Source organism: Sinorhizobium meliloti (assembly GCF_017876815.1).
Lineage (GTDB): Bacteria > Pseudomonadota > Alphaproteobacteria > Rhizobiales > Rhizobiaceae > Sinorhizobium > Sinorhizobium meliloti.
In genome coordinates this window covers 816,267-835,373 of sequence record NZ_JAGIOS010000002.1, presented here as the reverse complement: position 1 = coordinate 835,373, position 19,107 = coordinate 816,267, and the positions used below count along the sequence as shown (strand labels likewise).

Annotated in this window: 16 protein-coding genes; 6 read left to right on the top strand and 10 right to left on the bottom strand. The window is 63.9% G+C overall.

Annotation, left to right across the window (positions count from 1 at the left end):
- A complete protein-coding gene (locus JOH52_RS22785; protein WP_017263944.1) occupies positions 1-564 on the bottom strand; it encodes a TRAP transporter small permease in 564 nt (187 codons plus the stop codon).
- Positions 565-860: 296 nt separating this feature from the next.
- Here JOH52_RS22785 and JOH52_RS22780 point away from each other — a divergent pair, with 296 nt between their 5' ends.
- Together JOH52_RS22780 and aztD are read left to right on the top strand one after the other, a co-directional pair.
- On the top strand, positions 861-1,523 hold the full coding sequence (locus JOH52_RS22780) for a TetR/AcrR family transcriptional regulator (RefSeq protein WP_010974959.1): 663 nt from the start codon (positions 861-863) through the stop codon (positions 1,521-1,523).
- A gap of 232 nt (positions 1,524-1,755) precedes the next feature.
- Entirely contained in the window at positions 1,756-2,991 is a 1,236-nt protein-coding gene (gene aztD, locus JOH52_RS22775; protein WP_017267018.1) for a zinc metallochaperone AztD, read from the top strand.
- A 25-nt stretch (positions 2,992-3,016) separates the two neighbouring features.
- Here aztD and JOH52_RS22770 read toward each other — a convergent pair whose 3' ends face one another.
- The 3 genes from JOH52_RS22770 to JOH52_RS22760 form a co-directional block, all read right to left on the bottom strand.
- Positions 3,017-3,874 (bottom strand): sigma-70 family RNA polymerase sigma factor, encoded by an 858-nt coding sequence (locus JOH52_RS22770; RefSeq protein ID WP_015008059.1) that lies wholly within the window; start codon positions 3,872-3,874, stop codon positions 3,017-3,019.
- Positions 3,874-4,347 (bottom strand): carboxymuconolactone decarboxylase family protein, encoded by a 474-nt coding sequence (locus JOH52_RS22765; RefSeq protein ID WP_014527675.1) that lies wholly within the window; start codon positions 4,345-4,347, stop codon positions 3,874-3,876. The genes JOH52_RS22770 and JOH52_RS22765 overlap by 1 nt, the downstream gene beginning before the upstream one ends.
- 153 nt (positions 4,348-4,500) lie before the next feature.
- Complete coding sequence (locus JOH52_RS22760) at positions 4,501-4,746, bottom strand: type II toxin-antitoxin system Phd/YefM family antitoxin (RefSeq protein ID WP_164819900.1); 246 nt, start codon at positions 4,744-4,746, stop codon at positions 4,501-4,503.
- 37 nt (positions 4,747-4,783) lie between these two features.
- Between JOH52_RS22760 and JOH52_RS22755 the strand changes: the two genes are divergently transcribed.
- Positions 4,784-5,920: a C45 family peptidase gene (locus JOH52_RS22755; RefSeq protein WP_010974954.1), complete on the top strand. Its 1,137-nt coding sequence runs from the start codon at positions 4,784-4,786 to the stop codon at positions 5,918-5,920.
- A 63-nt stretch (positions 5,921-5,983) separates the two neighbouring features.
- On the opposite strand, the gene JOH52_RS22750 is transcribed toward JOH52_RS22755, so the two are convergent.
- From JOH52_RS22750 to JOH52_RS22735, 4 genes are all read right to left on the bottom strand, one after another.
- On the bottom strand, positions 5,984-7,489 hold the full coding sequence (locus tag JOH52_RS22750) for a tripartite tricarboxylate transporter permease (RefSeq protein WP_003527915.1): 1,506 nt from the start codon (positions 7,487-7,489) through the stop codon (positions 5,984-5,986).
- A gap of 12 nt (positions 7,490-7,501) precedes the next feature.
- Positions 7,502-7,963, bottom strand: coding sequence for a tripartite tricarboxylate transporter TctB family protein (locus JOH52_RS22745; RefSeq protein ID WP_010974953.1), 462 nt, complete (start codon positions 7,961-7,963; stop codon positions 7,502-7,504).
- 206 nt (positions 7,964-8,169) lie between these two features.
- A complete protein-coding gene (locus tag JOH52_RS22740) occupies positions 8,170-9,147 on the bottom strand; it encodes a tripartite tricarboxylate transporter substrate-binding protein (protein WP_010974952.1) in 978 nt (325 codons plus the stop codon).
- Positions 9,148-9,396: 249 nt separating this feature from the next.
- Positions 9,397-10,227 (bottom strand): pseudouridine synthase, encoded by an 831-nt coding sequence (locus tag JOH52_RS22735; RefSeq protein WP_165803138.1) that lies wholly within the window; start codon positions 10,225-10,227, stop codon positions 9,397-9,399.
- Between the two features lie 148 nt (positions 10,228-10,375).
- On the opposite strand from JOH52_RS22735, the gene JOH52_RS22730 reads away from it, so the two are divergent.
- Entirely contained in the window at positions 10,376-13,993 is a 3,618-nt protein-coding gene (locus JOH52_RS22730) for a hydantoinase B/oxoprolinase family protein (protein WP_107010490.1), read from the top strand.
- Between the two features lie 77 nt (positions 13,994-14,070).
- On the opposite strand, the gene JOH52_RS22725 is transcribed toward JOH52_RS22730, so the two are convergent.
- Both JOH52_RS22725 and JOH52_RS22720 read right to left on the bottom strand, forming a co-directional pair.
- On the bottom strand, positions 14,071-14,637 hold the full coding sequence (locus JOH52_RS22725) for a dienelactone hydrolase family protein (RefSeq protein WP_013850234.1): 567 nt from the start codon (positions 14,635-14,637) through the stop codon (positions 14,071-14,073).
- 647 nt (positions 14,638-15,284) lie between these two features.
- A complete protein-coding gene (locus JOH52_RS22720) occupies positions 15,285-15,755 on the bottom strand; it encodes an Lrp/AsnC family transcriptional regulator (protein ID WP_017270016.1) in 471 nt (156 codons plus the stop codon).
- Between the two features lie 116 nt (positions 15,756-15,871).
- On the opposite strand from JOH52_RS22720, the gene JOH52_RS22715 reads away from it, so the two are divergent.
- Together JOH52_RS22715 and JOH52_RS22710 are read left to right on the top strand one after the other, a co-directional pair.
- The gene (locus JOH52_RS22715; protein ID WP_014530047.1) at positions 15,872-17,950 is read left to right on the top strand and encodes an alpha-ketoacid dehydrogenase subunit alpha/beta; all 2,079 of its coding nucleotides are present in this window, start codon (positions 15,872-15,874) and stop codon (positions 17,948-17,950) included.
- Positions 17,951-17,952: 2 nt separating this feature from the next.
- Complete coding sequence (locus JOH52_RS22710; protein ID WP_014530048.1) at positions 17,953-19,089, top strand: dihydrolipoamide acetyltransferase family protein; 1,137 nt, start codon at positions 17,953-17,955, stop codon at positions 19,087-19,089.
- The last annotated feature ends 18 nt before the right edge of the window (positions 19,090-19,107 follow it).

Below are 19,107 nucleotides of genomic sequence, written 5' to 3'. Positions count from 1 at the left end.
TCAATGCTTCGCCGAAAGCGGACCGAGCGCGGGGGCAGGGAGGTTGTCGAGCGCTGCTTCGTCCTCGCTCTCGCGCACGAGATCGGTCGTGGTCACGTCGATGCGGCCGGTCGCGATCGCGAACGCATCGGCGAGCAGGATCAGGAAGGCCGGAATGCCGAAGGCGAGGCCCGCTCCGTAGAAGAAGGCCATGGAGATGCCGGTCGCCGGCGCGCCGACATGGAGGTTGATCAGCGTCTGGGTCCAGCTGCCGCTGATCACCAGCCAGGTCGCATAGAGCATAAGCGCGTGGCCGCAGAGCACGGCCGCCTTCGCGGCGCGCGCCGGCAGGCGCTTAATGAGCGAATCGACGCCGAGATGGCCATGCTCGCGCATGGCGACCACGGCGCCGAGAAAGGTGAGCCAGACGAAGAACATCCGCGACAGCTCCTCCGACACCGTTATTCCCTGGTTGAAGGCATAGCGCAGCACGACATTGCCGAAGACGAGAACGACCATGCCGGCAAGCAGCAGCGCGATCGTCACCTTCAAGGCGAAGAAATAGAAATCGATGATGCGGCTCATTCGCTCCTCCCAAGCGACAAGCGAGCGACAGCGCAAGGCGCAGACCTGTCGCAGGCTTCTCCTCCCCAGCCAGGCGGTCGCCCGGAGCCTTCCGCCACGCTCCTCCGTGCCGTTCGGCATGTCTCGTTGCAAAATGTACTAACTAGTTCGGAAAATCAATCCCGCGAGGTTGAAAGGGCGAGGCAAGATGATATGTCTTGATCCATCGTTCGGGAGGTCCGTGGTTCGACTGCCGCCTCGCTTCGGCAAGTGGATCGGTAAACGGCTTGAGGGAGAGCGGGGGCAGCGCGGTGAACATGGCGGAGCGGCAGGCAAATGGCAGGAAGAACGATCCGCAGCGGACGCAGGACGACATCCTCGAAGTCGCGACGGAGGAGTTCTCCACCCATGGCCTCGCAGGCGCGCGCGTCGATCAGATCGCCGAGCGCACCCGCACGTCGAAGCGGATGATCTATTATTACTTCGGCAGCAAGGAAGCGCTGTATCTCGCCGTCCTCGAGCGGTCCTATCGCAAGATCCGCACGCTGGAAGCCGATCTGGAGCTTGCGAACCTGCCCCCAGAAGAGGCACTTCGCACACTGGTCGCGACCACCTTCGACCATGACGAGGCCAATCCGGACTTTGTCCGCCTGGTCAGCATCGAAAACATCCATCGCGCCGCGCACATGCTGCGCTCCGATGCGATCCGTGACCTCAACGTCTCGGTGATCCAGATGATCGAGGCAATCATCGAGCGCGGCCTTGGTGACGGGACCTTCCGCCGCAAGGCCGACCCGATCGACGTGCACATGCTGATCAGCGCCTTCTGCTTCTTCCGCGTCTCGAACCGCTACACCTTCGGCACGATCTTCCGCCGCGACCTGTCGGAGCCCAAGACGATCGCACGGCATCGCACGATGATCGCCGATGCCGTGGTGAGCTATCTGAAGAGCGACGAGCCCAGGGCGGCGCGTCGGTAGATCCTCTCCGATTTCGTTTCCGCGACAAGCAGGGGAACGAGGGCGAAAAGCATCCGCTCGTAGCGTTCTCGGGATTGACACGCATCGCCTTCGTAATGTTATTACGTCCGTCGAGTAATGTAATAACGTAGCCATACCGGGAAGATCCATTACCAACGACTTTTCGTAGGCCCAGCCGTGCCGACGGACTGCCCGGACGAGAACTTTTTCAAAACAAAGAAAGGACCCCCCGATGATATTGTCCCCAACCCGGGCCCGCCTGATGGCAGCAGTGGCGTCCGCTTTCGTCTTGGCCGCACCCGGCGCACGCGCGGATGATCACGAGACGAAGGAAGCCTGGCGCCTGTTCGTCGCCGATCACACGCAGCCGGTCGTGCACGCCATCGACTTTGCGGACGGCAAGGAATTGGGCCGCTATGACATCAAGGGATATGCGGCTCTGACGGTCAGCGCATCCGGGCAGACGGTCTTCGCCGCGCAATCGGAACAGGACATCGTACACATCATCAAGACCGGCATCGGGTTCTCGGATCACGGGGAGCATCGCGACGTGGAAGTCTCCGATGCCGCGCTTCTTCCGGTGGCGATCGAGGGCAAGCGTCCCGCCCATGTGGTGCCGCATGACGATCACGCGATCATTTTCTACGATCGCGGCGGCAAGGCGGACATCATCGACGAAGCCGCGCTGCTCGAAGGCAATGCGCAGGTCAGGGCCATCGATACGACCAAGCCGCACCACGGTGTCGCCGTGAGCATGGGGCGCCATGTGCTCGTTTCGGTGCCGGACACGGAAATCGAGCCGAAGCCGGACGAACTGCCGCCGCGAGTTGGCTTGCGTGTGATCGACGAAAAGGGCGGGCAGATCGGCGAGATCAGCAAATGCACCGACCTGCATGGCGAGGCCACATCAGCCCGTCTCGTCGCCTTCGGCTGCAAGGAAGGGGTGCTAGTCGCCCGTCCCGGCGGTATCGACGGGCCAAAGCTCACAATGCTCCCCTACCCCTCCGATTTCCCGAAGGGTTACACGGGCACCCTGCTCGGAGGCAAGGCGATGCAGTTCTTCCTCGGCAATTACGGCGAGGACAAAGTCGTGCTCATCGATCCCGACAGCAGCGAACCGTATCGGCTGATCACGCTGCCGACCCGGCGCGTCGACTTTCTCCTGGATCCTGCAACCCCGGCCAATGCCTACATCCTGACGGAAGACGGCGACCTCCATGTGGTGGACGTGATCAAGGGGGAAATCCTCCGCAAGGGCAGGGTCACCGAGCCATACAGCAAGGACGGCCATTGGCGCGATCCGCGCCCGCGCCTGGCGGCAGCCGACGGCCAGATCGTCATCACCGACCCGCGACACTCGCTCATCCGGGTGATCGATGCAGAGACTCTCAAGGAGACCCGTACGATCCCCATCGATGGTCAACCCTTTGCGATCGTCGCCGTCGGCGGATCCGGCGCCTCGCACTAAGTTCGAGCGCGCTTTCAAGGTAGGCTCAGTGCAGGTGCCTCAGCTTGTCGGGGTTCCGCACGACATAGATCGCAGCGACCTTGCCGCCCTCGATCTCGAGGGCGGTGGTCTGGATTTCGCCGTCGGCCTCCATCGTGATGAAGCCGGGCAGTCCGTTGACGAAGCCGACGCGCAGCAGTTTCGAGCCGTTCGCCCGGAAAAGCGCCGCCAGCTTCTCATGGACCTTCATCACGGCGTCAAAGCCGATGATCGGCATGATCGCTGCCGAGCGCTTGCCGCCGCCGTCAGCATGGATGCTGACATCGGCGGCGAGCATTGCGCCGAACGCGTTCATGTCGCCGCTGCGCGAGGCCTTGAAGAAGGCCTCCGCAAGCTCGAGGCCGCGCTCGTTCTCGACGTGAAAGCGAGGCCTTGCCTCCCGGACATGCGTGCGTGCGCGGGCGGCAAGCTGCCGGCAGGCCGCGGCGTCGCGCTGGATGGTCGCTGCAACCTCCTCGAAACCGAGCCCGAACACGTCGTGCAACAGGAACGCTGCCCGCTCGAGAGGGGACAACCGCTCCAGCGCCAGCATCAGCGGCAAGGTGACGTCTTCCACTTCCTCCTCCTCCACGACGGGATCGGGAAGCCAAGGCCCCACATAGGTCTCGCGCTGGCGCCGTGCCGATTTCAGCTGATCGAGGCAGAGCCGAGTTACGGTGCGACGCAGGAAGGCCTCCGGTTCGCGCACTTCGGCGCGGTCGGCCCCCATCCAGCGGATGAAGGCCTCCTGCACCATATCCTCGGCATCGGCAACCGAGCCGAGCATTCGATAGGCGACGCGCATCAGCTTCGGACGCAGCGGGTCGAAACTGGCTGCCGCATCCGCTTGGGTAGCCTGTGTCATCAGGCGACCGCCTTCTCGGCGATTGCCTTCGCGGCCGCCGGTTCGACCCACAGGCCGAAGCCCACGGCGAGGCGGTTCCATCCGTTGATGACATTGATCATGAGCGTGAGCTTCACCTGCTCCTCCTCCGTGAACTCGGCCTTCAGCGCCTCATAGGCGGCGGCGTGAGCATGGCCCTCCGACAGCCGCGTCAGTGCTTCGGTCCAGGCGAGCGCCGCCCGCTCGCGGTCGGTATAGCACGGCGCCTCGCGCCATGCCGAGAGCAGGTAGATCCGCTGCTCGCTCTCGCCCTTTGCCCGGGCTTCCGCCGTGTGCATGTTGATGCAGTTGGCGCAACCGTTGATCTGCGAGGCCCGGATTTTCACGAGCTCGATAAGGCTCGACTCGAGGCTCGAAGCGGCGGCAGTCGAGATGCTGAACCAGCTCTTCATCAGCGAAGGGGCGGCGGCAAAGGGATCAAGTCTGGCAGTCATGGTCGGTCTCCTTTTGTTGGTTCCGACACCATGACGAGACAGCGGCCGCCGGTGTGACATGGATGCGAATTTTTTGTCGACGCGTGGAGCGGAAATTCACCAGGCCGGTTGGCGAGAGCATCGATATGACGTTCGTGTCGAGGAGATAGCCACTCACAGACCGACATCCCGGGAAGGCGAGCCGTTACGTTCGAACTCGCTGCCTGGGAACCTGCAGATGCGAAGCGAGGCTGGGCCGGTCCTGTTCAGGGCCTTGCGCGCGATCTCCGCTGCCGCAAGCGGAACGAGAACTGCGACAGGCTTTCCGTGGCGGGTAATCGTCGCGAACTCGCCTCTGATCGCCTCGTCTACATAGGCCGACAGGCCGGCCTTTGCATCTTTAAGGCTTAGGGTCGACATAAGTCCCTCCCATGCAAGTAGTCACATGTGACTATATATGCGCCGGCGAGCCGAGAAATTCGAGGTTTCGGGTCCGACCCCGTTTCTTTGTGCGGGGCCGCTGCCGGTGGTGATCGGCCGCGCCCTGGCCGCGGTTCGTGATGGTGAAGGGACACGTGCGGGCATCACGGTTGCGTTGCCAAGCCACTCATTCGGTCCTTATACTCCTCTCGCTATGGAGAAGACCTTCGTCGCGGCGCGAGAGGAACGGCCTGGGAAAGCTTGGCTTTCGCGGTTTGCTGCCGGTCGAACCGAGGCGGAGAGCTGGTATTTCGGGCGGGCCGAACGAGCATCGGGTCCGAGCGCCAGAGAATGTCGCGAAGCCCTATGGCAGTACATGCCTGAACTCGTTCCTCACTACGAGCACGCCTGCGCTCTCGTTGGAGATGATGAGGTTGCTCATCGGATGCTCAGCCACTTTCGACCCGCGCCGGATGCCTATGGCTGCAGTCAATCTGTCTGGCTCGGGGAAGGGGGCCCGGCACTGATACGCAATTTCGACTATCCGCCGAGTATTGTCTCCGATCGTTTCGAAATGACCGAGTGGTCCGGGTTAAAGGTGATCGCGAAGGCGCAACGCCCTTGGGGAGGCTGCGTGGATGGGATGAATGAGGAAGGGCTGGCCGCAAGCATTACTCTTGGGGGCGGGCGTTCTCAGGGCAGAGGGTTCTCGATCATTCTCGTGATCCGCTATGTGCTGGAAACCTGTCACCAGGTCGAGCAGGCTGTCAAAGCCCTATGCCGAATACCTGTGGCGCTCGCGCAGAACGTCACCGTACTGGATAGTGCCGGCAATTATGCCACTCTATTCCTCGGACCGGGCCAGCGCCCGATCATTACGCGCCTGAGGGCATGCGCAAATCATCAGCGGGCGGCACGACCGTCATCATTCTCGGTGGCTCGGCAGCAATTTATTCTGCGGGCACTGGAGGATCCTTCCATGTCGCTGGAGAAGCTGACGGACGGCTTCCTTCGGTCGCCGCTTTATTCGGTGAGCGCGACCCATCCCACCCTCTACACAGCCGTCTATCGACCTGCAAAAGGCAGAGTAGATTATATCTGGCCAGGGAAACGCTGGTCTCAGCGTTTCGAGGATTTCCAGATAGGCGAATACACGCACAACTTCACCCACTGATATCCTGGTCAGTAAGCCGGCGCGTGGGGGGCCGTGCGCCCGGTGCAACCTGGCTGATCCGGTTCAGTCCTCCTCGACGAAGACCTGCTCGCGCTTTTTCTTGACGCTCGGCAGGAAGACGACGACAAGCACGGCGAGGGCGATGAGGAGCAGGGTCGCGCTGATCGGCCGGGTGACGAAGGTCGTCGGGTCGCCGCGCGAGAGGATCATGGCGCGCCTGAGGTTTTCCTCGAGCAGGGGGCCGAGCACGAAGCCGAGGAGCAGCGGCGCCGGTTCGCAGCGCAGCTTCAGGAGCAGGTAGCCGACAAGGCCGAAGAAGGCGACGGCGTAGAGGTCGTAGACGTTGGAGTTGACGCTGTAGACCCCGATCGAGCAGAAGGCCATGATGATCGGGAAGAGCACGAAGTAGGGGATCTTCAGGAGCTTCACCCAGAGGCCGATCAAAGGCAGGTTCAGGACCACCAGCATCAGGTTGCCGATCCACATCGAGGCGATGATGCCCCAGAAGAGCGCCGGCTGCTCCACCGCCACGTTCGGACCGGGCACGATGCCCTGGATGATCATCGCACCGATCATCAGCGCCATTACCGGGTTTGCCGGAATGCCGAGGGTGAGCAATGGGATGAACGAGGTTTGCGCGCCGGCATTGTTGGCACTTTCAGGTCCGGCGACACCCGCAACGGCCCCGCGGCCGAATTCCTCCGGCCGGTCGGAGAGGCGTTTCTCCACCGTGTAGGAGGCGAAGGCGGCGAGGATCGCGCCGCCGCCGGGCAGTACGCCGAGCGCCGAGCCGATGGCCGTGCCGCGCAGGACCGGCGCGACCATCTGCCTGAAGTCCTCGCGCGTCGGCATCAGATCGGTAACCTTCGCCATCAGCACTTCGCGCGTCTTCTCGCTTTCGAGATTGCGGAGGATTTCGGCGATACCGAAGACGCCGACCGCCAGCGCCACGAAATTGAGACCGTCGGAATATTCCCGGATGCCGAGGGTGAAGCGCGGCGTGCCGGTATAGATATCGGTGCCCACGAGGCCGAGAAGCAGGCCGAGCGCCACCATGGCAAGCGCCTTGATGACCGATCCGTGCGCAAGCGCGACCGAGGAGACGAGGCCGACGATCATCAGCGAGAAATATTCCGCCGCGCCGAATTCGAGCGCGATCTCCGTCAAAGGCGGCGCGAAGAGTGCGACCAGGAATGTCGAGACCGTGCCGGCGAAGAACGAGCCGAGGGCTGCGATCGCGAGCGCCGTGCCGGCGCGGCCCTTGCGCGCCATCTGATAGCCGTCGATGGCGGTCACGGCAGAAGAGGATTCGCCGGGCATATTGATCAGGATCGCGGTGGTCGATCCGCCATATTGAGCGCCGTAATAGATGCCGGCGAGCATGATCAGCGAGGAGACCGGCTCAAGCTGGAAGGTGATCGGCAGCAGCATGGCGATGGTCGCCGTGGCGCCGATGCCGGGCAGCACGCCGATCAGGGTTCCGAGGAGTACGCCGATCAGACAGAAGAGCAGGTTCGCCGGCGAGGCGGCCGTGGCGAAGCCGAGGGCAAGATTGCTGAAGAGTTCCATCGTCGCCGCCTCCTAGAACCGGGTCCACGGGCCGAACCGCTCGAATGGCAGGTTGAGACCGTAGCTGAAGACGCCGACCGAAAAGATGGTCAAGGCAAGCGAGAGGGCGATCGCCCAGAGCGGCTTCATCCGGCTGGAAGCAAAACAGGCGATCAGCGCCGTGAAGAAGAGGGAGGGGACGAAGCCGAGGCCGCGCACCGTCAGCCCGAAGAAGATCGGCGCCGGCAGGATGAAGAAGATGCCGCGGATGGCGATCGGCCCCATCGGCTCGCTGTGAACGCGCGCCGATTGAATGAGGATGATCAGGCCGAGCAGGATCAGCACGGCGGAGAGCACCAGCGGGAAATAGCCGGGGCCCATGCGGAAGGCGGTGCCGAGCTCGAGCCCGAGCGACTGCCAGGCGAAGAATAGCCCGACGGCCGTCAGAATGCCGCCGCACAGCGCATTGGTCGTGTCGAAGGAGATGGATTTCATTGTTTCCCCATTATTTCCGCGAGTGCCGATCCCTTTTCCGAGAAAACGTGCCGCGCCGGTTTTTGGCGAATATCTTCGCATGTTCTGCTGGCTGATGCATGTCGCCCGAAAGTGGGGAGCCAAGGCATCGCCTGTTGACAGCTGTCAACGCCAGTGCGGGCGCATCCTCGACACGCGCCCGCACGGATTGAATGCCTGACGCGCGATCAGTCGGCGTACTGGCCGGCCGCCTCGATCACCGGCTTCCACCGGCCGATCTCGCTTTCGAGCTTTGCCTTCAGCGCGGCCGGCGTGGCGTCGGCTTCGCTCGACGGCTCGGTGCCGAGCTCGCCGAAGCGGGCGACCACGTTCTCGTCCTTGAGTGCCTTCTGCAGCGACTTCGAGAGACGGTCGGTGACTTCGGCTGGCGTGCCTTTCGGCGCATAGATTCCGTGCCAGATGCCGACCTGAAAGCCGGAAAGGCCCGCTTCCTCGGCGGTCGGCAGATCGGGGAAGATCTTGAGGCGCTGCGGCGAGGTCACCGCATAGGCCTTGATCGTGCCGCCCTGGATCTGCTTCGTCGTGTTCGTCGTCTGGTCGCACATGATGTCGACCTGGCCGCCGAGCAGGTCGGTCATCGCCGGGCCGGTGCCTTTGTACGGCACGGTCGTCAGCGGCGTTTCGATCGCGCTCATGAACATCATGCCGCAAAGATGCGACGCCGCGCCGATGCCGGCATTGGCGACCGTCACCGTGTCCTTGTTCGCCTTGACGTGTTCGATCAGGCCCTTGAGGTCGGTCGGCTCGAAATCCTTGCGGGCAACGATGGTCATCGGAACCTCGGTGACGAGGCCGACATATTCGAAGGCATTCAGCGTGTCATAGGCGAGCTTGCGATAGAGCGTCGCGCTGGTGGCCATGCCGATGTGATGCAGAAGCAGCGTGTAGCCGTCCGGATCGGCCTGGGCGACGCGGCCGGCGCCGAGCGTCCCGCCGGCGCCGCCGACATTCTCGACGATAATCTGTTGGCCGAGATCCTTCGACATGGACTCGGCGACAAGGCGGGCCACCGTATCGGTCGGGCCGCCGGCCGAGAACGGCACCACCATGGTGATCGTGCGCTCCGGATAGGTTTGGGCGCTCGCCGAAGCGGCAAAAAGGGAAACGGCGGTGGCTGCGCCCAGAAGCGCGTTCAGAATTTTCATCTTTTCCTCCCGGATGAAGTCATCGACCAGCCGGCATGGTTCCTCCCGCCGGGTCTGGGTTCACCCATTAGCAAACGGGATTTTAGCACAGACAACCGTTGGCGGACGCCGTTTCATGCATTTACAGCGCACAGGCGCGGCAAATGGGTGGATTCGGAAACAAAAGCGCTCGTCGATGGGTGGATTTCCGGACATCGAGCAAAGAGGGGAGGCTTTTGCTGCGAGCCGTCGACGTTCGGCTGCGAATCGTCAAAGCCCTGTGCGGCGCCTGAGATAAAGGGCCTCCGCCTCCGTGAGCGGCCGGCTCGCCCCCTTCGGCAGATCGCCCAGCCTGATCTCGCCGATCGAAACGCGCAGGAGACGCAGGCACTCGAAGCCGAGCACGTCGAGCATGCGGCGGATCTGGCGGTTGCGCCCTTCGTCAAGCTCCACCTCGATCCAGCTGTTCCTGTCTCCGCTTCTCAGGCGTTCGACCCGCAGCGCGCGCAGCAGTTCGCCACCCTCCGTAACCCCTTCCACCATCCGTGCGGCCATGGCCTCGCCGAAAATGCCGCGCACCTGAACATGGTATACCTTGCCGAGATGGGTCTCCGGGTCGAGCAGACGCTGCGCCAGCACCGTGTCGTTGGTGAAGAGCAAAAGCCCCTCGCTTGCCTTGTCGAGCCTGCCGACCGGCGAGAGGGACGGAACGTCGACATTATCGAGACAGCTGAAGACCGTCGGCCGACCCTCCGGATCGTCGCGGGTGGTCACGAGGCCGCGCGGCTTGTTCAGCATGAGATAGACCCTGGCTTGGGCGGCAATGACGGTTCCGTCGACGGCGATCCTGTCCGCTTCGATATCGACCCAGTGGGAGAGATCGGTGATCTTCCGGCCGGCGACGCTGACACGCCCTTCGGCGATCAGCTTTTCGGCCTGCGTCCTCGAGCAGTAGCCGAGCTTGGAGAGCGCCCGGGCGAGCGTCACGCGCTTGCCGGGCAGTTCGCCGGCTTTCTCGTCTCCGACCCGCCTTTTCGCCGTAGGGCGGCGCTGTTTCACCGTTTCCGTCTCCGCGCTGTTGGACCGTGCTTCCTCTGACATAAATGGCGGTGCGAGGCCAGAGATCCGGCACAGGCATCGGCTTCCTTTTCGCTGGTGGCGCGCCTCTTCTTCCCTTGCCTGCCGGTCGTCTCCGGCCCATAAAAAGCGCCCATGAAAAGCGGCGGGCAGCATTGCGGAGGAGCTGGAGATGAGCGTGACGGGAGCTTGGGATTTCTGGGTGGATCGCGGCGGTACCTTCACCGACGTGGTCGGCCGCGATCCGGCGGGCGCCTTGCACGCGCTGAAGGTCCTTTCGGAAAACCCCGGCGCCTATCGCGACGCGGCTGTCCACGGCATCCGGCAGCATCTCGGCCTTGGCACCGGCGAGCCGGTTCCGGCGGGCTTGGTCGGCGAAGTCAGGATGGGCACCACGGTCGCCACCAATGCGTTGCTGGAGCGCAAGGGCGAGCGGCTGGCGCTCGTCACGACGCGCGGATTCCGCGATGCGCTCCGGATCGGCTATCAGGAACGCAAGAAGATCTTCGCCACCGAGATCATCAAGCCCGAGGCACTCTATTCGAATATCGTCGAGCTCGACGAGCGGGTGCTCGCCGACGGCACGATCGAGCGGCCGCTCGACGAGGCGGCAGCGCGCCGGGCGCTAGAAGGGCTGAAAGCCGCTGGCTACGGGGCGGTCGCCATCGTCCTGATGCACGCTTACAAATATCCCGCCCACGAGGCGAGCGTCTCCAAGATCGCGCGCTCCATCGGGTTCGAGCAGGTATCCGTCAGCCACGAGGTCTCGCCGCTCGTCAAATATGTCGGCCGTGGCGACACGACCGTGATCGACGCCTATCTCTCGCCCGTGCTCGGCCGCTATGTGGCGCAGGTTTCGGAAGAGCTGGACGTCGCCCGATCCGGCGCCCGGCTCATGTTCATGATGTCGTCCGGCGGGCTCACGGCGGCGGAGATGTTCCAGGGCAAGGATGCGATCCTCTCCGGACCCGCGGGCGGCGTCGTCGGTCTGGCGCGGACGGGTGAGGCGGCCGGATTCGGCCGCGTCATCGGCTTCGACATGGGCGGAACCTCGACCGACGTCGCCCATTTCGACGGCGAGTACGAGCGCGCCTTCGAGACGGAGGTTGCCGGAGTGCGGGTGCGCGCGCCGATGATGCTGATCCACACGGTTGCCGCCGGCGGCGGCTCGGTCCTCCATTTCGACGGCGAGCGATTCCGTGTCGGTCCGGATTCGGCCGGCGCCAATCCCGGTCCCGCCTGTTACCGCAACGGCGGACCGCTTGCCGTCACCGATGCCAATGTCATGCTAGGCAAGCTGTTGCCGGAACATTTTCCGGCGATCTTCGGGCCGGAGCAGAACCTGCCGCTCGACGTGGAGACCGTGCGCGAGCGTTTCGTCGCGCTAGCGGGCGAGATCGGCGACGGGCGGAGCCCCGAGGACGTCGCCGACGGCTTCATCCGCATCGCGGTCGCCAACATGGTCGAGGCGATCAAGAAGATTTCCGTAAGCCGCGGCTATGACGTGACGCGCTATGCGCTCAACTGCTTCGGCGGCGCCGGCGGGCAACACGCCTGCCTGGTCGCCGACGCACTCGGCATGAAGAGTATTCTCCTGCATCCGATGTCCGGGCTGCTCTCGGCCTACGGTATGGGCCTTGCCGACATTCGCGCCACGCGGCAGAAGGCGTTCGGGGTGGGTCTCGACGATGCCGCACCCGAGGCGCTTGCCGCGCTTGGCCGGGAACTGCAATCGGAATGCCTGGCGGAACTGGAGGCGCAGGGGATCGCCCGTGAGCGGATACGCACGCATCTGCGCGCGCATATCCGCTATGCCGGAACCGACACGGTCCTGCCGGTGGAAGCGAGCTTCCCGGACGAGGACGACCAGGCGCGGCTGCGCCGCGAGTTCGAGCATCTGCACAGGCGCCGCTTCGGATTCGTCGCCGAAAACAAGGCGTTGGTGATCGATGCGGTCGAGGTCGAAACGGTCGGCGGCGGGGCTGCGGAAATGGAAGCGGAAGGCCTTGCCGTGACGGCCGGACATGTCGTTGCGAACCGGTGGACCCGCTTCTATTCGCAAGGCACGTTTCACGACGCTCCGGTGGCGCTGCGTTCCGAAATCGGGCCAGGCCAGAAGCTCACCGGTCCGGCAATCATTATCGAGGCAAACCAGACGATCGTCGTCGAGGACGGCTGGCAGGCGGAGCTGACGGCGAAAGACCATATCGTCCTGAGACGGATCAAGGCGCTGCCCGAGCGCACCGCGATCGGCACGAAGGCCGATCCGGTCATGCTGGAGATCTTCAACAATCTCTTCATGTCGATTGCCGAGCAGATGGGCGTGACGCTGCAGAACACCGCCTATTCGGTCAATATCAAGGAGCGGCTCGATTTCTCCTGCGCGGTCTTCGACAATAAGGGAAATCTGGTCGCCAATGCGCCGCACATGCCGGTGCATCTGGGCTCCATGGACGCTTCGGTCGCGACCGCGATCCGTGAGAACCCGGTCATCCATCCGAGCGATGTGTTCCTGATCAATGCGCCCTATAACGGCGGCACGCATCTGCCGGATCTGACGGTCTGCACGCCGGTCTTCGACGATGAGGGCCGCGAGATCCGCTTCTGGGTCGCAAGCCGCGGTCACCATGCGGATATCGGCGGTATCTCGCCGGGCTCGATGTCGCCGCTGGCGACCAATATCGAAGAGGAAGGCGTCTATATCGACAACTTCAAGCTCATCGACCGCGGCCGCTTCCGCGAGGAGGAACTGGAGAGGCTCTTGAACGGAGCGCGCTATCCGGTGCGCAACATCCTCCAGAACGTCAACGATCTCAAGGCACAAGTCGCGGCCAACGAGAAGGGTGTGGCGGAACTCAGGAAGATGATCGCGCAATTTGGAGAGGATGTGGTCGAGGCCTATATGGGGCACGTCCAGGACAATGCGGCCGAAAGCGTGCGCCGCGTGCTCGACCGATTGCCGGACGGTGAATTCTCCTACGAGATGGACCAGGGCTGCCGGATCGCGGTGAAGATCTCCATCGACCGCGAGAGCCGGGAAGCAACGGTCGATTTCACTGGAACGTCGCAACAGCGCCCGGATAATTTCAACGCGCCGGAGCCGGTGACGCGTGCCGCCGTGCTCTATGTCTTCCGGGTGCTGGTCGAGGCCGACATCCCGATGAATGCCGGTTGCCTGAGGCCTATCCGCATCGTCATACCCCAAGGCACCATGCTTTCGCCGCGCTACCCGGCGGCGGTCGTCGCCGGCAATGTAGAGGTGAGTCAGGCGGTCACCAACTCCCTCTTCGGAGCGGTGGAGGCGCAGGCCGCGGCGCAGGGAACGATGAACAACCTGACTTTCGGCAATGCCGACTACCAGTATTACGAGACGATCTGCTCCGGCGCGCCGGCCGGCCCCGGCTATGACGGCGCCGATGCGGTTCACACGCACATGACCAATTCGCGCCTCACCGACCCGGAAATCCTGGAGACGCGCTTCCCGGTGGTGCTCGAAGACTTCCACATCCGCAAGGGCTCGGGCGGACGCGGCAAGTGGTCGGCGGGCGACGGTACACAGAGGACGATCCGGGCGCGCGAGCGGCTGGACTTCGCGATCCTTTCCGGCCACCGCCGCGTCCGGCCGTTCGGCCTGAAGGGCGGTGGGCCGGGCGAACCCGGCCGCAACTTTGTCCGCCGCCATGACGGCCGTATCGAAGAACTGCCTGGCTCGGCCCATACCGTGCTCGAGGCGGGCGAGGCTTTCACGGTCGTGACGCCGACGGGCGGCGGTTATGGGAAAGCCTCGTAACGCCAAAGCTTCGCGGATTGCCCCTTCTCCCCCCCCTGCGCGCGGCAGCGACATAAGGGCAGACATCGAGCGTCCGCTCAAAGTGCCGCAAGGCAACGTTCGACGCGGCTCCAGGTGAGCCGGGCGGCTTCGGAATCGTAATCGACAAGGGTGGCGTCGGTATAAATATGCCCGGCACCGGGATAGATGAAGACTTCCAGGGCGACCGGCGTCCGTTCGGCATCAGCACGCCAGGCGGCAACTTCGTCTGCCGGTTCGAAGATATCCGGATCGGCGAGATGGACCTGCACCGGCAGCCCGCGTCGCGCATTTGCCGGAATTTCGGCGATGCTGTGCAGAAAGAGAATTCCGGCCGTCTCCGGCCGCTTCGGCCACAGGCTGGCGGCGACAGCAGCGCCCATGGAAAAACCGCCGAGAACGGCATCGGCAGGCAGATCCGCGACCGCCCGCTCGGCGCGCTCGCAAAGGGTGCTCCAGCCGATCTCTTCCTTCAGGGCAAAGCCCTCCTCGATCGAGGAAGCAACCCGGCCTTCGTAGAGGTCGGGCGTGAACACCTCGTGGCCTGCCACGGTCAGGCGCTCGGCGACGCCCCGCTCGAACGGGCGCAGGCCGTAGACGGAATGGAAGAGGATCACTGTCGTCATGCAGGGCTCCCTGGGGTGTTGGTCGCAGGATGCACTTGAGCACGCGGAGCCGTCGACGGCAACGGGTGCGTCCATGACCTGCAATCCGTTTCGCAGAACGATGGCGGCGCCCCCGAGGGAGGAAAAAGGGCGCCGCCTGTCGGTCGACTCTTCGGTGAGGGGAGGGAATGACGAGTCGACCCTCTTACGCTTCCAGTCGCTTCGGGCAAAAGCGACCGCGTCTAACGTCTCGCCCGGCGGATGGTTCCGAGAAAATCGCGATGCGTGAGGGGGACGTTCGGCGCCGTAGATGGGAGAAGAGCGGGAATGCTCAAGGCGAGGGTCGCAGAGCGATGCAGATGGGGCTGGGGCGGCGTCGCTCTGCGACCCTCGCGCGCCCGGGCGGCAGTTGGGGCTTTCCGTTATCCCGTGAACGCGCAACCACCGGCATAGGTTAAGGGAACTCGGCACGCAACGGTCCTAGGACCTATGGCCGGAAGCATCGGACTAAGGTCTTAGATCACGATGTTTTCAGGTCGGGTCGACCTAAAAACATAAACGTGATCGATTCCAAGAAGTTGAGACGCCGGATGCGGGCGGAAAACCGCACACACTTTTCCTCATCCCGCTCTAGGGCAATTCCGGGAAAAGAGCGCAGCTTCAAAGGTCTAGACGGGAACGGCGGTGGAGTATTTGACGCTCTTCAAGGCGAAGTGAGACGACGAGTTCGCCACTGCCTCGTGGGTGAGGATGCCGCGCATCAGCAGGCGCTCGTAGTCGGCCACATCGGCAACGAGGACCCGTAGCAGGTAATCCCAGTCGCCCGACATGGAATAGCATTCGAGAACTTCTTCGTGGCTTTCCACGAAGCGTTCGAAATTCCGGCGCGCAACCGGATCATGGGACTTCATGCGAACCTGGCAGAAGACGTTCAATCCGCGTCCGACCAGGTCGGGATTGACGAGGCTCACGGTCTTAACCAGCACCCCCGCCGTCTCCAGTGCCTTGATGCGCCGCCAGCAGGACGCCGGCGAGGCACCGACCGCCTCCGCCAGGGCTGCATGGCTGATGTCGCCCCGGTCCTGGAGGATCCCTAGAATTTTTCGGTCGATCGCATCGAGATTGAATGAACTCATCATAAATCCCTCGAAACCGAAACAGCTTCATCAAACCCTAGCCAAAAAAGGATCAGATTGAAACCGTTTTGCGCGTCTAGCGGCGTAGTCTTGATCTCGGAGAACTGGAGGAGACCCTGATGGCTCAGGCCGCACTCAAAAAGGACCGGCGCAACGCACCGGACGAGAGCATCGACTGGAAAAAGGTCGTGCAACTTCTGCTCCTGTCGCGCGCGCTCGACGAGATGGAGGAGCAGCGCCTCGTCCCTGAGAAGAAGGTTCTCTACCAGTTCTCGGCACGCGGCCATGACATGGCGCAGATTCTCCTCGGGCTTCACCTCACTGGCAGGCACGACGCGGCATGCGGCTATTATCGCTCGCGCCCGCTGCTGCTGGCGCTCGGCGTCGATCCGGCGGACGCGCTCGGCTCGGCGATGGGGCGCGCGGGCGGATATTCCGACGGCCGGGACATCGGTGTCGTCTTCAACTATCCCAACCCGCACGGCGCCTCGGCTTTGCCGATGTGCGGAGGGGTCGGCACCCAGTATACCCCGACGGCCGGCTGGGCGCAGGCGATCACCTATTTCAGCGAAGTTCTCGGAAAAGAGGAATATCAAAAGGATATTGCCGTCGTGCTGGGCGGTGATGGTTCGGTCGCCTCCAACGGCTTCTGGTCCGCTCTGACGATCGCGACGACGCAGGGCCTGCCGCTGCTCTTCTATATCGAAGACAACGGCTTCGGCATCTCCGTTCCCTCGAGCTTCCAGACGCCCGAAGGCAATATTGCCGGCAACCTCGCCGGCTGGAAAAACTTGACCGTGCTCGACGGCGACGGCTCGGATCCGGAAGAGGCCGCCCGGCTGACGAAAGGCGCCGTGGAACTGGTGCGCGAAGGGCGGATGCCGGTGCTGCTCAGGCTCGAGGTGCCCCGCCTCGAAGGACACAGCTTCCAGGATACCCAGACCTACAAGAGCGAGGAGCTCGTCAGGAGCGAATGGGCACACGATCCGTTGCCGCGGCTGAGGGACTATATCGTCCCAGCCATGTTGAGCGCCGAGGAATGGAACGAAGCTGCGAGAGACGCGAAGGCTGCCGCCGAACGGGCGCGCGTCGAGGCCGAATCCCGGCCGGTCGCCGATCCCGAAACCGTCACCAGCCATGTCTTCTTCGAAGGCCGAATGCAGGTCATGGGCGGGCAGCACCCTGCCGGCTATCGTCCGCCGAAAACGACGGAGACGGCGACGGGCGACGGCCAGAGGATCAACATGGTGACGGCGATCCGCCGCACGCTCGATCACGAGATGACGGTGAACCAGCGGGTCGTCCTCTTCGGGGAAGATATCGGACCGAAGGGCGGCGTTCATGCCGTGACCCTCGGGCTGCAGGAGAAATTCGGTACCGCCCGCGTCTTCGACACGTCGCTCTCGGAGGAGGGCATCATCGGCCGGGCGGTCGGCATGGCGCTCGCGGGCCTCGTACCGGTGCCGGAAATCCAGTTCCGCAAATATGCCGAGCCCGCGATCGAGCAGCTCAACGATTGCGGCACGATCCGCTGGCGGACCAGCAACCGCTTCGCCGCGCCGATCGTCGTGCGGATGGCGGGGGGATTCTTCAAATGCGGCGATCCGTGGCACAGCCAGACGAACGAGGTCGCCTTCGTCCACCAGCCCGGCTGGAAGATCGCCGTTCCCTCCAATGCCGAGGACGCCGTCGGGCTCCTACGCACCGCCTTGCGCGGCAACGATCCGGTGATCTTCTTCGAGCACCGGGCGATGCTCGACCATCCCTGGGCGCGGCGGCCCTATCCCGGCGATGCATTCGCCCTGCCCTTCGGCAAGGCGAAATTCACGCGCGAAGGCCGCGACATCACCATCGTCACCTGGGGCGCAATGGTGCCGCGTTGCGAAGAGGCGGCAGAGGGGATCTCAGCCGACGTGATCGATCTGAGAACCCTGATGCCATGGGACAGGAAAGCGGTCATCGCATCCGTACGCCGCACCCGCCGGTGCCTCATCGTCCACGAGGACCTCGCAACAGCGGGTTTCGGCGCGGAGATTGCCGCAGCCGTCGCCGACGAAGCCTTCATCGATCTCGACGCGCCGATCTCGCGCCTCACCATGCCGGATATTCCCAGCCCCCATAATCCCGCCCTGCTCGACTGGGCGGTTCCTTCGACGGAACGCATACGCCGGAAGATCATCGACCTTCTGGAGTTCTGAGGATGGGCGGCCTCATCGACATCCAGGCTCCGCTGGAGCAGGAGGGGACCAAAGCGGTCGTCCGCAATTGGCTCAGGAAGATCGGCGATCCGGTCAAATCGGGCGATCCCCTGGTCGAGCTCGAGACCGACAAGGTGACCCAGGAGGTGTCGGCGCCCGCCGACGGGGTGCTCGCGCAAATCCTGATGCGGAATGGCGACGATGCCACGCCCGGCGCCGTTCTCGGCCGGATCGGCAGCGAGGCTGCCGGGGCGGGACACGCGCCGCACTACTCGCCGGCCGTACGGCATGCCGCGGAAGAATATGGCCTCGATCCGGCCACCGTCACCGGCACCGGCCGCGGTGGCCGCGTCACGCGCGCCGACATGGACAGGGCGTTTACCGCCCGGCAGGAAGGCCCTGCTTCGGTCGCGGCCGAGGCTGGCGACAGAGGAGCCGCACCCAAGTCGCGCAGGATACCGCATAGCGGCATGCGCGCCGCGATCGCCGAACATATGCTCAACTCCGTCACGACGGCGCCGCATGTGACGGCCGTGTTCGAGGCCGATTTCTCGGCCGTGATGCGCCATCGGGACGAGCATGGGAAGAGGCTTGCGGCGGACGGCACCAAGCTCTCCTATACGGCCTATGTGGTTTCGGCCTGCGTGGCGGCGATGCGCGCGGTCCCCGAGGTCAACAGCCGCTGGCACGAGGATGCGCTCGAAACATTCGACGACATCAATATCGGCGTAGGTATTTCCCTCGGGGACAAGGGCCTGGTCGTGCCGGTGATCCATCGGGCGCAGGATTTGTCGCTTGCCGAGATTGCGGCCCGGCTGCAGGACCTGACGACGCGTGCGCGCTCGAACGCGCTCTCCCGCGCGGACGTGACGGGCGGCACCTTCACCATTTCCAATCATGGAGCCTCCGGATCGCTGCTCGCGGCGCCGATCATCATCAACCAGCCGCAATCGGCGATCCTCGGCGTTGGCAAGCTCGACAAGCGGGTGATCGTCCGCGAGGTGGACGGCGCCGACACGATCCAGATCCGTCCGATGGCCTATGTGTCGCTGACGATGGACCATCGTGCGCTGGACGGCCACCAGACGAATGCGTGGCTGACGCATTTCGTCCGCGTGATCGAGACCTGGCCGAAGTAATCCACTCCACCCCTGCGG